Origin of the sequence: Ensifer sp. R-19 (genome assembly GCF_049905105.1) — a bacterium.
GTDB lineage: Bacteria > Pseudomonadota > Alphaproteobacteria > Rhizobiales > Rhizobiaceae > Ensifer.
In genome coordinates, this window is record NZ_CP184569.1 from 1,923,329 (window position 1) to 1,938,726 (window position 15,398).

The following is a 15,398-nucleotide window of genomic DNA, read 5'->3' on the forward strand; positions in this document are numbered from 1 at the left end:
CCTCCGGAGCCGTTGGAAGCGCCTCGCTCTCCGCTCCCTCCGCTCAAGGACCAGCCCCACAAACGAGTGCGACCCTAACCGTGGAAGGCGCGCTCCAGTTCGGCGATGTCGAGTTTGATCATGCCCAGCATCGCCTCCGTCGCCCGCTTGGCGCGCTCGCGGTCCGAATGGGCGACCATGTCGCCAAGCACCCGTGGCGCGATCTGCCAGCAGAGGCCCCAGCGATCCCGGATCCAGCCGCATTGCTCGGGCTCTCCGCCGTTATCGAGGATCCCGCTCCACAGCCGGTCGATTTCCTCCTGGCTGTCGCACTGGATCATGATCGAGAAGGCATGGTTGAACGGGTCGAGCGGCCCGGCTTCGAGGGCCATGAACTGCTGATTGCCAAGCATGAACTCGATGACCTGAACGCTGCCGGGCGGTCCGCTCGGGCTTTCCGCCGGCAAGGTGGTGATGCGCGTGATCGCCGAGTTGGGAACGAGGGAAATATAGAAGTCGACCGCCTCGCGCGCTTCCTTCGCAAACCAGAGATTTGAAACAACATTCGTCATCTGTAGGCTCCTCTTCGTACCGCTTGATCATGTGCGGGTAACCAAAGGACGTTCGACTTCGTTCCAAGCCGACACGTGGCGCATCTTTTTTCTGAAGGCAGGCCTGCGGCTCGGGCCGGGAGCTTACGACGCCAGCGCGTCGAGCAGTGCCAGTTCCGAGATCACCCGGTTCCGGCCAGCGTGCTTGGCCATATAGAGAAACTGGTCGGCAGCGTGCAGGTAGTTTTCGAAAGCTTCCGACGTCTCGATGGTGGCAAGGCCGATCGACACGGTGATCGTTAGTTCCTCGTCGTCGGCGACGATCCGCGATTTCGCCAGCTCCAGCCTGAGCGCATCGCAGAAGGCGAAGGCGCGGCGCACATCGCAGCCGTTGAAGAGGATGCCGAACTCCTCGCCGCCCAGGCGGGCAAGCAGGTGCTCCTCGCCCACCAGCACCGCCAGGCGCTTGGCCACGTGTCTCAGCACGATATCGCCGATCTCGTGGCCGTAGGTGTCGTTGAGCCGCTTGAAATGGTCGATATCGAGTATGGCGATCGCCGTCGGCTCGCCGCGCCTCAGGCACTGCTCCACCAGGCGCGGGCCTGCAAGAAAGAAATGGCGGCGGTTGTAGAGATCGGTGAGATAGTCGCTGGCCGCCTGCCGCTGCAGCGTCTGCAGGCGCTTCTGGATGCTGGCGGCTTGCGCGATGCGGCCGTTGAACTCCGCTTCGAGGAACGGTTTCTGGATGAAGTCGGTACCGCCTGCTTCGAGAAAGCGGGCGCCCGCCCTTCGGTCGCCGCTGTCGGAAAGCCCGATCACCGGCAGCGCGCCATCGCCCTGCCGGCGTTCCACTTCGGCAAGAAGTGCTGCCCCGGTCATGTCGGCGAGATCGAGATCGGTGACGACCAGATCGACCGCCTCGCCGCTGTCGAGCACCTGCAGCGCATCGGCAGCGGACGCGACCTCGCAGACGGAAATCCGCTGCTTTCTCAGAATGCCGGCAAGCTCGCTGCGCGAGGCGGCATCGGAATCGGCAAGCAGCACCGTCGTCTTGCCATTGGTCAGCGCACGGTCGACGGCGCCGATCAGGAGGTTGATCGATTCAGGCTGATGCTTGATGACGCAATCGAGCACGCCGCGCCCGAGGATCTCTTCGCGCGTTTGGTCGTTGAAGGCTGCGGTGAAGACGACGGCCGGCACCTGATGGGCAAGAACGAATTCGAGCGCCTCGCAATTGGGCGCGTCCGGCAGGTTGAGGTCGAGCACGGCGAGCGAGAAGCTTTCCGGCGCCTGCTCCAGCGTTTCCCTGAGCGCCGCAAGCGAGCTGCAATGGGTGACGCGGATGCCGTGGACGGACTCGAGCCCGTATTTCAGCGCCGTCGCGAACATCCGGGAATCTTCGACAAGGAGCATGCGCTTGTCGCTGTGCTTTTGCACAGAATTCAGCCGGCCTGGCGTGCGGCGCAATCTCACGTCCCTGCAACCCCTCTCGAGCCGCAGGCGTGCTTCCCTTGAAGGGGGTGACGCTGGCTCCGAATATATGAATAGACCTGCCACTGACCGCACCGACCCACTGGCCGGCGTGGTCTGGTGTGACCGGGCTCCCCGCTCCTGCTGGGGCGGATTGAAGACCGATCGGATTGCAATTTCGTTAATGGAGCAACCTGCGCGCGGGATTTCGCGCAGATTGCCACAAAATTTTGGGGATTATTTCTCGTATCAGGCCGAAGCTTGCGCCGGAACCCTAACCTTTTCGCTGAGGGTGCGGATCTTCGTCAGTGTGTCCAGGTTCTGGTTGACGCGGCAGTAGAATTCCTCATTGACGAAGGGGCGGACGATGAAGTCGTTGCCGCCCGCTTTCAGGAAACGCGCCGACAAAAGCCGGTTGGTGGAGGACGAGACGCCGATGATGCGCAGCTGATGCGGCCCGTAGGAACCGCGGATGCGCCGCGTCAGCTCGAATCCGTCGATATCGGGCATGTTGTAGTCGGTGATGACGAGGCCGATATCGGGATTGCTCTTGAGAAGTTCGAGCGCGGCTGCGCCGCTGTCGGCCGAGCTGGTGCGGAAATTGTAGCGCTTCAGCTGTGTCGTCAGAAGTGCGCGCGCCGTCGGGCTGTCGTCGACGATCAGCACGTGGTGCTTGTGGTTGGTGAGGAAGCGGCAGACCGATTCCGCCAACATGTCGACGGCGAAGACGCTATCCTTGATAACGTAGTCGACGATCTCCTTGGCGAGGATCTTTTCGCGCGTCGACTCCTGGAACGAGCCGGTAAAGACGACGGTCGGCACGCTCATGTCGATCAGATAGTTGAGCGCCTCGCCGTTCTCCGCCCCCGGCAGGTTGATGTTGGAGATGGCGAGCGACGCCGGAAAAGTCGCGTTTTCGACCGCGAACTGCAAATCGTCATAGTCGCGGCAGACGATGACATCGATGTCGAACAGCTCTTTCAGCCGCTTCGAAACCATCGACGAGAAGAGGTTGGAGTCCTCGGCGAGCACGATACGGTGCTGGGCAAGGGATTCGCCGGAATAATACATTCCGGAAATGCCAAAAAACGACATTGAACGCCTATGTGAAAGAGTGTTCCCCTACAGCGCCCAAGCGTTCTTCGTGCCCGCAAAGTCACTGTAACTTGCAGCCGCCATGCTAGAGGAGAAAGGCTTTCTCTGGTGTTAATGAGCGACCGGCGAAATAACGAGGTCGTGTGCCAGCATGGCGCGTCTTGCCGCCGGATGCCACCATCCCGTCAATCCCTGGACGTCCCGCCACGCCGCGCCTCCGCCGTCTTGCGGATGACTTCGGCGATCTCCGGATTGCTGCTCGACAGCATCTGGAAGTCCTCCGCATAGAGCGACAGCAGCGAGACCTCCGTGGCTGCGCTGACGGTCGCCGAGCGCGGCTCGCCCGTGATCAGCGCCATTTCGCCGAAGAAGCTGCCGGGGCCGAGTTCGATGGGTGTCGGCGAAGGGGTCGTAATGCTGACGCGGCCCTCGACGATGAAGAACATCTGGTCGCCCGCCTCGCCCTTGCGGCAGATGATGGCACCCGCCGGAACCACCCGCGGGCGCAGTGCCCGCACGATCTCGACGAAGGCGGCCGAGCCGAGCTTCTGGAACAACGGCACGGCCGCAACCAGCTGCCAGTTGCGCACAAAATCCTGGCGGCGCACCTCCTCGAAGAAGCCGGTGGCAAGAATGCCGGCCCACAGCGCGAAGATGCCAATGCCGCACATCATGACGAGGCCCGCCAGCACCCGACCGGCAAAGCTCATCGGAATCTCGTCGCCATAGCCCGTGGTCGAAAGTGTCACCACCGCCCACCACATGGCCTGGGGAATGCTGCCGAACTTGTCCGGCTGGATATCGCGCTCGATGAGATAGGCAAAAAGCGATGCGCCGAAGAGAACGATGCCGAAGACCGAGGTGACACCGACGAGATTGGGTGCCGCCCGCGCCACCACCCGGCCAAGCAGCCGGAAGAAGGTGAAATGACGCAGCGGCTTCAACAGCCAGATACCGCAATAAAGGCTCTGGTCACGCGGGCCAGCGAGAAGAAATCCGGCAAGCGGAACCACGACGGCAAGCAGATCGATGATGAGTTCGGGCGTCCGCCCGCGATCGTCCTTCGCCCGCTGCCGGATCACCGTATCGGCCAGTTGCAGAACATAGATGGCCCAGATACCGGCAAGCACAAGCTCCAGCGACAGCTTGGCCGTCAGGCCAATATCCCGCGCCGTCAGCGCCGCGACCGTAATAAGCCCCGCCGCCGCCAACAGCCCGTTGAGCGGCGCGGAGATTTTCAGGAAAGGCCGTGCCGACATTCACTCCCCCAGCGACCCGCGCTCTCAGGCGATACCTCGGCCCGACATGCCAGCAGCGCAGTAACGCTTTGATCTTAAGCACAATTCCATCGATGAATCGACGCTTAATTAAGGGATGGTAGATTGACAGTGACGCGCGCTCTAGTAGCGCGTGTCGACCGGCCCTTCGTCGGCTGCCCGTTCGCGATCCTCCTGGTACTGTTCGGCCCCCTCGACCGGCCTTAGCCATGGCTCGCGCCGCTTGATCCAGAGCTCGTAGCTCGGCTTAAGCGAGGTCGGCGCGTCGGACAGGATACCGAGCTTGACCTCCGCCTCACGCGCATCGACCGAAAAAACCCGCGACCCGCAACCGGGACAGAAACACCGTCCCTGAAACTCCGACGTGTCGCCGGTACGTTCAAATTGATCCGCGGGCCAGATGCCATAGAAGGTGAAGGCCGAACCGCTTTCCTTCCGGCAATCCATGCAGTGGCAGATACCGACGCGCAGAGGTTCGCCACGAAGCGATACTTGCACCTGGCCGCAGAGGCATTTTCCCGAGAAGATCCTCATGTGTCTCATCCTGCTTCGCAACTGCTGGATCCGGAAAACGACAGAGGCGGGTGTTGGGTTCCCGCGGGGCGGTTCGGCTTCGATCTCACGCGGTCGCGCAAAAAATGCGCGCTATGCGGCGAGGTCTTTTTGGTCGGAACCTTTGTCCGTCCCATGGCTTCTGCAAATTGTAAACGGAGGAATCAAACCATGGCACATGCCGACGAACAGGAGATCATCGATCTCGAACAGGAATTCTGGCGAACCATCCTGGAGAAGGATACCGAGGCGTCCGTGGCCATGCTGCCCGAACGGTCGATCGTCGTGGGGGCGCAAGGGGCGGCCATTCTTACCCGCGATGACTATCGCAGGATGGCCGACCAGGCCGAAGGTTCCTGGAAGCTCAACGCGTTTCGCCTCGACGACGTCAGCGTCATCTTTCCGCGCGAGGACGTCGCCGTCATCGCCTACACGGTGACGGAAGAGATGGAAGTCGAGGGAGAGCCTTTGACGATAAAGGCGGCCGACGCCACCACCTGGATCCGCAAGGACGGTGGATGGCTGGCCTCCTTGCACACGGAATCGGTGCTCGGCGATCCCTTCGGCCGCGACCGCAAGGCGGCGTAGAGCACGCGATCGACCCATGTGCGGCGAGGCTATTTCAGCCTCGTCGCCAAGGCGGATTAAAGTGGCGGGAAAGCCGGCTAGGGCCAATCTCCGGCACGCGAACCCACACCGACAAACTGGCTGCCCCGCCGGTTCTTTTCGGTGTAGGATGCAATCATGAGTGACGCTCAGCCTCTCTTCGACATGCTGCGCCAAAACGTGCAGCCTGACATCGCCGGCGTATTGGAGCGATTTGTCCGGGAAGCGCCGGACCGCAAGCTCTGCCGCGTCAATGCGCTCGCCTTTGCCGCCGAGCATCGGCTCGACGAAGAAAAGGTCATCGCCGCCTTCCTGCATGCCTCACGCCTCGGGCTCTTCGAGCTGTCGTGGAATGTGCTCTGCCCCGGGTGCGGCGGTGTGCTTGACAGCAATACCTCGCTGAAGACCGTGCAGAGCGACACCTATACCTGCTCGCTCTGCGCCGCCGGCTATGAGCCGACGCTCGACGAGATGGTGGAAGTGACCTTCACCGTCAACCCGCGGGTACGCCACATCGAGGCCCACAACCCGCACGAGCTGCCGCCGCTCGAATATTTCCGCCAGGTCTACTGGGGCTCCGGCATAGATTTGCCCGAGGACGACTACGAGGCCCAGGTCGACGATTTCATGATCGAGGCGCTCGAACTGCCGCCCGGCGAAAAGGCGGTCATCTCGCTGCAGATGCCGGCGGAATTCATCATCGTCTTCGAGCCGGTGACCCATGCCGCGCAATTCATCGACGTCAAGGGCGAGCCGACCAAGGAGCGGCGGACGCTGTCGCTCGTCTTCGATCGCGGCCACCGGCACGACGAGGCGTTGACCATGCAGCCGGGTCCGCTGCGCATCCAGGTGGAAAACCATACGGATGTGCGCACCCTGCCCTCGGTCTGTATCGCCAATGACACCCTGCACGATATCCTCGGCCGCCGGCGTCCGTTCCTCACCGCCAAGCGGCTGCTTTCCAACCAGACCTTCCGCGATATCTACCGCACCGACACGATCGACGTAGACCAGCGGCTGAAGATCACCAGCCTCACCTTCCTCTTCTCGGATCTGCGCGGCTCCACCGAACTTTACGAGCGGGTCGGCGATCTCGCAGCCTTCGATCTGGTGAAGACCCATTTCAGCGCAGTCAACGAGATCGTTGCCGCCGAGGCGGGCGCCGTGGTCAAGACGATCGGCGACGCGGTCATGGCAACCTTCCCGACGCCAGACCGAGCGGTTGCGGCGGCCATGCGCATGCGCGAGGCGATGCGACAGCTCAACGAGGACCGGGGCTCCGAGGATCTGCTGTTGAAAATCGGCATCCACGAGGGGCCGTGCATCGCCGTCAACCTCAACGAGCGCCAGGATTATTTCGGCCAGACGGTCAACATCGCTTCGCGCGTCCAGCATCTCGCGAGTTCGCGCGAGATCTTCGCCACCAGCTCCGTGCTCGACGACCCGCGCACCTCCGGCCTGCTCAGCGACCGCGGCCTCAATCCGCAGTCGCACAATGTCGCTCTTCGCGGCATCACCAACGAGATCAGTATCTTCTCGATCCCGTGAACGGTCATGACCTGCTTGCGGCATGCAGCCGTCGCCCGCCGGCGGCGTCCATCCGCACCGCTTCCCAGCGACCGCGCAATTCCACCCCGTTTTTGAGGACACATGCAGCAGTGACGACCTGCTGCTTTTCGCGCTCGAAACGCGGGGAGCGCTGATGATATCGTGGCCGGGCGAATACCGGCGAGAAGTAATTTTTCCGCCATGGTCGATTCCGCAGAGGCTCAAGCGTCTATGTGGTCGGATGGCTGCGATGGGCGTGGCCATCATTCCCGGGAGGCATGACGATGCAATATGCGTTGCTGATCTATGAAGACGAAGCAATCTATGGCCCTGACAAGGCAGGGCCGGCCATGGAGGAGATCGTCAGTTGCCATATGGCGTTCAACAGGGAACTCGGTTCGGCCCGCATCGGCGGCGCCGGATTGAAGGGCACGGTGAGCGCGACGACCATTCGCACGAAGAACGGCGCAAAGAGCGTCCATGACGGACCCTATGCCGAGGCGAAGGAGCAACTGGGCGGGTTCTACTTGATCGAGGCACCGGACCTCGATGCGGCGATCGCCATTGCCCGAAAGGTTCCCGTGCTGCAGGACGGCGCGATCGAGATCGGCCCGCTGCTGGGCGGCGCGTGAGCGCGGACCTGCTGGCGGCGGCGGTCAGGCAGGCAGGCGGGCGCATCGTCGCCGCGCTCGCCGCCCGCTATCGCGATCTCGATCTCGCCGAGGAGGCCTTCGCCGAAGCCTGCGCGCGTGCCGCAGGGGCCTGGAGCCGCGAGGAACCGCCCCGCGATGCCGCCGCCTGGCTCTACCGGACCGCAGAGCGCTGTGCGCTCGACTGGCTGCGACGCCGGCAGGTACGGCAACGGTTGCGGCCGGACCCGCCGCCACCGACGCCGACCGTGGAGGACGAGATGTCGGACGATGCCAGCCTCATTCCCGACGAGCGCCTGCGGCTCATCTTCGTCTGCTGTCACCCGGCCGTGGCGCCCGAGGCGCGCGCCGCGTTGACGCTGCGGCTTGTCTGCGGGCTTTCGACCCTGGAGATCGCCGAGGCGTTCCTGCTGACGGAAGCAACGCTCGCCCAGCGGCTCGTGCGCGCCAAACGCAAGATCGCCGAAGCCGGAGTGCCCTTCGAAATTCCGGGCCCGGATGCCTGGCCTGAGCGTCTCGAAGCGGTCCTGTCGACAATTGAAATCGCCTACTCCAAAGCCCATGAGGATGCCGCCGGCGCTGGCCCACATGCCGCCTATGCCGAGGAGATGCTGGGCGCGACACGGGTGCTGGCCGAACTGCTGCCGCGCGAGCCGGAAGTGCTCGCGCTCGCCGCAACGGTCCGCTATGCCGAAGCGCGCCGGCCGGCACGGCTTGACGACGGCGGCGTGATGGTGCCGCTTGCCGAACAGGATCCGCGCTTCTTTGACCGGGCGCGGATTGCCGAGGCGGAAGCTTACCTGCATCAGGCCGCCCGCTTGAACCCGGCCGGCCCACGCGCACTTCATGCCGCCATCCACAGCGCCTGGTGCGCGAGGTGCAGCCTGGAAGAACCGGCGCCCTGGCCGGCCGTGTTGCGCCTCTACGACGCGCTGCTGACGCTTGGCGACGATCCCGTGGTGCGGCTCAACCGGGCAGTGGCCCTCAACGAGGTCATGGGCGCGGCTGCGGCGCTTGCCGAGATCGAAGCGCTAAACGGCGCTGGACTCGCAGCCTTTCGCCCCTACCACGCCGTCCGTGCCGCGCTCCTTACTAAGGTGGGAAGGAAGGTGGAGGCGCGCGATGCCTATCGGCGCCTGCTCGCGCTCGCCCCGCCGTCGGCCGAGCGATTGTGGCTGGAGAAATGTCTGGCGACGCTCGAGCATTGAGCCGGAGGGCGAAGCGTCAACGACGCAGCGGCGTGGCAGCCTGCTCAAAGACCGCGGCCTCAATCCGCAGTCGCACAATGTGGCTCTGCGCGGCATCACCAACGAGATCAGCATCTTCTCGATCCCGTAAGCTCGCCCGGCGCCTCCGCGGACCGACCCGCAGCCAAGGTACAAAACGCCTCTCTTCCGGGCTTGCGCCATCTGAAGAAATCAGACCACCGGCGGTATCAGCGTCAGCACGTCGCCGTCATCAGGGATCACCAGCTTCGTCAAGGGGATGCCATGGGCATCGGTGGCTGCCCTGAGCTCCCTTCGGCTGACCGTCGCGTGATCCAGCGCCTCCATATGCGTTGCAATGACGGTGCTGTTTTTCGCCATCTCGCAGACCTTGATCGTCTGCTCGGCATCCATGACGATGAGATCGCCATTCCACTTCGCTCCGCAGGAATGGGTGACGATGATGTCAGGCTTCGTTTCGCGGATCGTCTTCTCGATTGCTGGATAGAAGACCGTGTCGCCGGCCCAGTAGACCGTCGGCTCGCCCTTCGCCTCAAGGCTGAAGCCGATGACAGGCCCCATGTCCTGGACGACCGGACCGAGCCCATGGCTGCCGTCACGCCGGGTCAGCGTCAGCCCCTGCCAGCTGGCCTTGTCGGAAAGCGGCGTCACGTCGCGAAAGCCGGCGGCGCGGATCGCCTCCTCGTCGCCCGGCTGGCAGAGGATCGGCAGCCCCTTCGGCACCCGCTCCTTGGCGGTGTCGTCGAAGTGATCCTCATGCAGATGCGAGATGATGACGAGTTCGACACCGGCCAGGATGGTGTCGATATCGACCGGCAGCTCGACCGTCGGATTGGGCGAGCGCCCGGCAAAGGACGGCAGGCTGTCTTTCGGCCCGAGAAAGGGATCGATGAGCACGGTATGGCCGGCATAGTCGAGCTTGAGCGTGGCGTTGCGGATAAGCTGGAGTTTCATGGGGAGTCCTCCCTTGCCGGAAAGCGGTGACGGATGTCGCCGTGATCCTTGCTGAGGCGGCGGTAAAATCAAGAGCCGAAATTTGCCCTCTGCCACGCCGCCAAAAGGCGCGCGACGGCTTTCGGCCGGCGGACCTGAGACGCTCCAGCTAACGCCGCAGCGCCCGGATCGCCGCTTGCCACACGCAGCCTCACCGCCAGCCGCAATCCCACGGCTGGCCCCTTGCCGCCCGGTAACAGGCGAAGGCACGACCGCAGGAGTGCGTGGCGGCTATCGTCGTCCTGCCGCGGCCAGAGCCGCGGGAAAACATCTGCCGGAAGGCGACGTCCGCATTGTCGGGGCAGCCGGCAAAGCTCTTCTTTTTCAGCTCGGCCGGCGGGCTGATCGCTCGCGTGCCGGTGCTCTTCGCCGGTGTCTTGGCGGTGCCCTGGGTCGCGCTCGGCTCGGGCAGTTTGGCCTCGCGCCGGATCGTCACGCAACGGCCGTCTTTTGCCTCCTGGTTTCGCGCGCAGGCAAGCGGGCAGATCCGCGCCTTCTCGGCCTTCAGGCGCTCGAGCACGTCGCTGGAAGGTTCGAGCGTTGCGAGTTCAGCCTTGCTGTGCCTGGCAAATGCCTCCAGCGCCTTGCGGCTGCCGGCGCCCCACAGCCCATCCTCGCTGCCGGCCCGACAGCCGAGCCGGTTCAGCTGCTGCTGGATCGATCGGGTCAAGGCGCGATCGTCGGTACCCGCTGCGGCTGCGGCCGGATCAACGGCCGCCACGGCCTGGCCGGCGGGCACGTCGGTAACGCCCTCCGTTGCCGGGGCGGAGACCCGCTCGATGATGCGGATCTTGGCCTTCGCCAGGGATGCGAAAGCACCATCGGGATATTGCTGCAGATAGGCGTCGAACAGATCGCGCTCCGTCCCATCCTTGATCGTTTCCCAATAGGCAAGCTCAGCAGTCTGGTCCGTCGCCGGCTCCCTGACCGACGCCGGTTGGCCGCCATCGGCAGGCTTCAGCACCACCTCGCCGGTCAGCGAGGAATTGTCCCAGGGCACCTGCTTGCCGCCGGTTGCCGCAAGAACGTCGCGGCGCACCTCGATCAGCTCGCGGGTGATGTCGCGTCCCGGCTGGCCGAGATGCTTGAGCAGCGCCGATGTAAAGGGCGAGTTTCGCCCGCTGCCGTCGAGCGCGACATTGCCGGGCTGGGTGGCAAAGGCGATCAGCGTGCCGATGCCGGTGCCGACCTTGGCAAGTCCGCGGCCGACCGAGGCCGATCGGGTGCCCATGGAGCGGGCGAGATTGACCGCGAGCGGATTGTCGCGACAGGCATCAAGCAGCACGACATTGACCCTGGTGCTGCGCTCCATCGCCGACAGGATCAGGTTCATCGGCACCGCCTCGAAATCGAGATCGACATGGGAGGCGAGCTTGGCGTCGACAGGGGCAAGATAATTTTCGCCGTCCACCTGAAGACCATGGCCGGCATAGTAGAAAAGCGCCAGATCGGCGCCATCGAGACGGTCGACGAAATCGCGCAATACGCGCCGCACGCCCGAGAGGTCGAGATCCACACCGGTCACCACCTCGAAGCCGAGCCCTTCGAGCTTGGCCGCCATGTCGGCAGCGTCATTGCCGGGATTGGGCAACGCCGCCACATGCTGATAGGCGGAATTGCCGATGACCAGCGCCACGCGCTTCTCGGCAAACGCTTGCGTGGCGCAAAACACCAATAGGACGGCCAAGGCGATGCGAAGGAATGGCATGGTTCCCCTCCCGCAATGCGCGAACGACCGTGGCGAGCAACGTCGGCCGAACAGCCGAGCGTGCTACCGGGCATGGGTCGTGTCAATGCGCTTCGATGGGATGGCAAAGGCATTCGCCGGGGCCACCCCGTCTCTCGTCGTATTGACGGGCGGGAGTGCCGGTTCATTCGCCATCCAATGGGATTGGCGCGCCGTGATTAGCTGTGGGCGCCAATGCATTCCGCTCTCAAGTGGAAACATTGAGAGCGGAAAACTGCTCTCGACTTCAAGAGCCAGAGCGTCTTTGTGCGTTCGTCTGAAACTGCTGCGCTATAGAGCGTCCGAGTGGAATCACTTGAAGCGAAAAGATGCTCTACGATCAAAGTACTAGAGCGTCCTTTGCGCGTTCGTCTGAACGCACGGCGCTCTAGGGGCGCGGAAGAGTCCGCGCCCTTCAGTGGCTGGTTTCCGGTTACTTCACCACGACATTGCCGTTGACGATCTCGACATTCTCGTCGCCCTGCAGGCCGATGCGGTCGCCGCTCGGCGCCGTCACGAAACAGCCGCTCGGGCAGATCATCTCCGTGGCGCCTGCGGCGATCGCCACTTCCATGCGGCTTTCGCCCTCGACGACGACCAGGACGGCGGTCTCGCTGTCCTTGTTCGTGACCGTCGCGGCACTGGCCGCGCCTGCCATAGGCACGTAGGCCACCAGTACGCCGGAAAGCAAAGCAATCACAGATTTCTTCATTGCCCATCGGCGCGCGAAGCGCCGCCCTCTCGCCGAGCCGGCCGCCCCGTCGGTTTCGCGACGCTGCGCCGGCCACCTCTTCAGCCGATGACAACGTAATCGGTCACCAGAAGAATTGCATGCTTTTTATGGCACGCCGGCTGAATAGCGGCTGAACGCTCCGTTTATCAGCGGTTCGGGTTTGCGCGGCGGCTGGCGGTTCGGCGACTGCCCGTTTCTTCTGCCTCGCGTTCCTCGTTGAGCGGCGCTGCGGAAGCAGCCGGTTTGCCTGAAGCCGTCGCCTTGGCCGACGCTCTTGCCTCGGCGGAGGTGGCGCCCTTCGGTTCGCCCACCTCTTCCGGGTGGTGGCTTTCGATGCCGGTCTGGTCCTCGACCGGCACGTCCTCGATCTTGACCGGGAACGGCTCGCCGATCCGCTCGTCGCGGAAACGCTCGTAGATCGACACGCGCAGGTCGTTGCGCACGCCGCCGCCGGTCAAGACGTCGGCGACGTAAATCCGGAGCTCGAAGGTCATGCGCTCGTCGCCAAAGGCGGTAAAACCGACGGTCGGCGAAGGGTTTTTCAAGACCATCGGATGGGCGGCGGCGATCTCGGACAGCAGTTCCATGATCCGGCGCGGATCGCTGGCATAGGTGACGGTGACGGCGATCTCGGAGCGGCCGAGCTTGTTGCGGTGCGTCCAGTTGCCGACCGAGGCGTTGATCAGCAGCGAGTTCGGCATCATGATCGACTGATGCTGGAAGGTCTCGATCTCGGTCGCGCGTACCGAGATGCGCTTGACGAAGCCTTCCGTCGTACCACTGACGATCCAGTCGCCCACCTTGAACGGCCGCTCGACGAGCAGGATCAGACCCGACACGAAATTCGAAACGATGTTCTGCAGACCGAAACCGACGCCGAGCGAGAGAGCACCGGCGACGAGCGCGAGGTTCGAGAGATCGATGCCCGCTGCCGAGAGGCCGATGAGGCACGCAAGGCCGACGCCGGTATAGCCGATGCCGGTGCGGATCGAGTTGCGCACGCCGGCATCGACCCGGCTTCTCGCCATGATGTTGCCGTCGATCCAGCGCTGCACGAAGCGGGTGACCGCAAAACCGAGCGCGAAGAACAGGACGCCCGCGAGGATGCCGACCAGCGAGATGGTGATCGAGCCGATCCTGATCTCGGTCACCATCCGGTAGGCCCAGGACTCGATGTCGGCGACCTGGAAGCCCCACTGCAAGAGGATCAGCGGGATGAAGACCATCACGACCAGGGCATAGATGCTGAGGCCCGCGGCAAGACCGATCTGGTCGAGCGCCACCTGTTCCAGATTGTAGCGGCGCTCGAGATAGCGCCCGGCCGCCGTCTCGGCAAACGCACCCTGCTTGGCCACGGCCCGGCCGGTGAGAATGCCGATATACATCGTCACCAGGATCGCGCCGGTGATGATGATCTGCGTGGCGATGAAGCGGGCGAGACCGACATAGCCGGAGACGGCCGCAATGATCAGCAAGGCCCCGGTCGCAAGCAGCGCGAACGACACCAGCCGCGGCCAGGCGCGGCCATGAGCATCGAAGGACTCGTCCTTTCTGAGCGTCGGCTTGATCCAGGCCGACGCCATGATGATGAGCCCGATGACGATGGAGGCGATGTAGCTCTTGACGACGGTCAGCACCACCGGCGAGCCGAGCGCCTCGCTGACGCCGCCGAACAGGTAATCAAGACCGTTGACCAGCGCCATGGCGAAGATCGCGATCATCAGCATCCTGGCGCCGCGATCGGAAACCCTGACGAGCCGCCAGCGCGCATCGCGCGGCGACAACACCGCCTGGGCGAGCCTTGTCACGAAGAACACCACCACCGCCACCCCCAGCGTAATGGCAATGATCGGTGCGATGTCGGAGCGCAGCACGTTGAAGCCGCGCAGGAACAGGAAGCTTGAAATCGCGAAGGCGGCCGAGGCGATCGTCGGGATCAGCGTGGACCAGAAGGCGACCGACAGGCGGCGGAAGTAGCTCGGTTCCTCATCGGTAATGTCATGCTGGATCAGCGGGCGAAAGAGCCTGCGGCTGCCGGCAAGGAACACGAGCGCCGCCAGCAGCGACAGGAACAGCGCCGTCAAAAGCGGCACGCGCTTGTAGTTCCAGGCAAAACTCAGCCAGCTCCCGACACTGCGCGAGAGCACGCGGGTTTCGTCCGCCGTCGCCGTCAGAGCGTCGTCGAACATGCCGGTCGAGACTTCGGTGTTCTTCAGCAGCGTGTTGGAAAACAGCGCCCGCCTTGTCGCGGTAATGGTGTTGGAAAGCTTCGTCGCCTGGATCGAAAGACCCTCGGCCTCGCCGGTGAGCGCGTTGATGGCGCCGCGCTCGGCCATCAGCCGTTTGCGCTCTGCGGTCACGATGTCGGCTTCGGGCGGCTGTCCCTCGGCCGGCGGATCGCCGAGTTCGGTGAGCCGCCCCTTGATTTCGTCGAGGCGCGGCCGGGTCGAGACCGACACGCCGATGATTTGCTTGGCGAGCGCGTCGACCTGAACCTTGAGGTCGGCAAGCACGATGTCGTCGTCCTTGGCCTTGTCGACGAGGTCCGTCAGCCGCTTGAGATCCTCGGCGGCCTTGGAAAGCTGATCGGCCGCCTGGCTCTGGGCCGGCGGCGTGGCATCCTCCGGAACCGCCTCGCCGGCCGGCGGGGTTGCCGTCTGCGCCGGCTGAACCGCCGTCGCGGCCGGCTGGGTGGCAGCGCCGGGTGTCGCGCCGCCGGGTGCCGCGCCTTTGTCAGCGGGCTGCGCACCATCCTGCGCGGGTGCCGCCGCCTTGCCGGCTGGTTGCGTTGCGGTCTGGGCCGGCTGAGCCGGCGTCGCCTTCTGCTCTGGCTGAGTTGCGCTCTGGGTCGTACCTTGTGCCGGTTGCGTCGTGCCTTGCGCCATGACCGGGCCGGCGGCGGCAAGCGCCAGCAGGCAGACGAGAATGGCAGGCAATTTTCCGACAGAACGCAATTTCATGATCCTTGCAGGTTGAGACCATGGTGCGGAAT

The 15,398-nt window shown here is 64.1% G+C and carries 13 protein-coding genes; 4 read left to right on the forward strand and 9 right to left on the reverse strand.

Annotated features, from left to right (window positions below):
* Positions 1 to 74: 74 nt before the first annotated feature.
* The 5 genes from ACN9MO_RS09395 to ACN9MO_RS09415 all read right to left on the reverse strand — a co-directional run bounded on the left by ACN9MO_RS09395 (position 75) and on the right by ACN9MO_RS09415 (position 4,906).
* On the reverse strand, positions 75 to 551 hold the full coding sequence (locus tag ACN9MO_RS09395) for a VOC family protein (protein ID WP_057254061.1): 477 nt from the start codon (positions 549 to 551) through the stop codon (positions 75 to 77).
* A 123-nt stretch (positions 552 to 674) separates the two neighbouring features.
* The gene (locus ACN9MO_RS09400) at positions 675 to 1,943 is read right to left on the reverse strand and encodes a diguanylate cyclase (protein WP_093234663.1); all 1,269 of its coding nucleotides are present in this window, start codon (positions 1,941 to 1,943) and stop codon (positions 675 to 677) included.
* Between the two features lie 306 nt (positions 1,944 to 2,249).
* Positions 2,250 to 3,095, reverse strand: coding sequence for a response regulator (locus tag ACN9MO_RS09405; RefSeq protein WP_057254056.1), 846 nt, complete (start codon positions 3,093 to 3,095; stop codon positions 2,250 to 2,252).
* A gap of 185 nt (positions 3,096 to 3,280) precedes the next feature.
* Positions 3,281 to 4,354, reverse strand: a complete 1,074-nt coding sequence (locus ACN9MO_RS09410) for a cyclic nucleotide-gated ion channel (protein WP_057254054.1) — start codon at positions 4,352 to 4,354, stop codon at positions 3,281 to 3,283.
* Positions 4,355 to 4,495: 141 nt separating this feature from the next.
* Entirely contained in the window at positions 4,496 to 4,906 is a 411-nt protein-coding gene (locus ACN9MO_RS09415) for a GFA family protein (RefSeq protein ID WP_057254052.1), read from the reverse strand.
* Positions 4,907 to 5,095: 189 nt separating this feature from the next.
* Here ACN9MO_RS09415 and ACN9MO_RS09420 point away from each other — a divergent pair, with 189 nt between their 5' ends.
* The 4 genes from ACN9MO_RS09420 to ACN9MO_RS09435 all read left to right on the forward strand — a co-directional run bounded on the left by ACN9MO_RS09420 (position 5,096) and on the right by ACN9MO_RS09435 (position 8,936).
* Positions 5,096 to 5,512: a nuclear transport factor 2 family protein gene (locus ACN9MO_RS09420; protein ID WP_057254051.1), complete on the forward strand. Its 417-nt coding sequence runs from the start codon at positions 5,096 to 5,098 to the stop codon at positions 5,510 to 5,512.
* A gap of 156 nt (positions 5,513 to 5,668) precedes the next feature.
* Positions 5,669 to 7,078: an adenylate/guanylate cyclase domain-containing protein gene (locus ACN9MO_RS09425; RefSeq protein WP_057254049.1), complete on the forward strand. Its 1,410-nt coding sequence runs from the start codon at positions 5,669 to 5,671 to the stop codon at positions 7,076 to 7,078.
* A gap of 278 nt (positions 7,079 to 7,356) precedes the next feature.
* Entirely contained in the window at positions 7,357 to 7,710 is a 354-nt protein-coding gene (locus ACN9MO_RS09430; RefSeq protein WP_425987109.1) for a YciI family protein, read from the forward strand.
* Complete coding sequence (locus ACN9MO_RS09435) at positions 7,707 to 8,936, forward strand: RNA polymerase sigma factor (protein WP_082616068.1); 1,230 nt, start codon at positions 7,707 to 7,709, stop codon at positions 8,934 to 8,936. The genes ACN9MO_RS09430 and ACN9MO_RS09435 overlap by 4 nt, the downstream gene beginning before the upstream one ends.
* A 210-nt stretch (positions 8,937 to 9,146) precedes the next feature.
* Here the strand turns inward: ACN9MO_RS09435 and ACN9MO_RS09440 are convergent, their stop codons facing one another.
* From ACN9MO_RS09440 to ACN9MO_RS09455, 4 genes are all read right to left on the reverse strand, one after another.
* Positions 9,147 to 9,908 (reverse strand): MBL fold metallo-hydrolase, encoded by a 762-nt coding sequence (locus tag ACN9MO_RS09440; protein ID WP_057254045.1) that lies wholly within the window; start codon positions 9,906 to 9,908, stop codon positions 9,147 to 9,149.
* 190 nt (positions 9,909 to 10,098) lie between these two features.
* Complete coding sequence (locus ACN9MO_RS09445) at positions 10,099 to 11,655, reverse strand: caspase family protein (protein WP_057254043.1); 1,557 nt, start codon at positions 11,653 to 11,655, stop codon at positions 10,099 to 10,101.
* Between the two features lie 451 nt (positions 11,656 to 12,106).
* Complete coding sequence (locus ACN9MO_RS09450; protein ID WP_057254041.1) at positions 12,107 to 12,385, reverse strand: hypothetical protein; 279 nt, start codon at positions 12,383 to 12,385, stop codon at positions 12,107 to 12,109.
* A 167-nt stretch (positions 12,386 to 12,552) separates the two neighbouring features.
* The gene (locus ACN9MO_RS09455; protein WP_425987110.1) at positions 12,553 to 15,366 is read right to left on the reverse strand and encodes a mechanosensitive ion channel domain-containing protein; all 2,814 of its coding nucleotides are present in this window, start codon (positions 15,364 to 15,366) and stop codon (positions 12,553 to 12,555) included.
* Positions 15,367 to 15,398 lie beyond the last annotated feature (32 nt).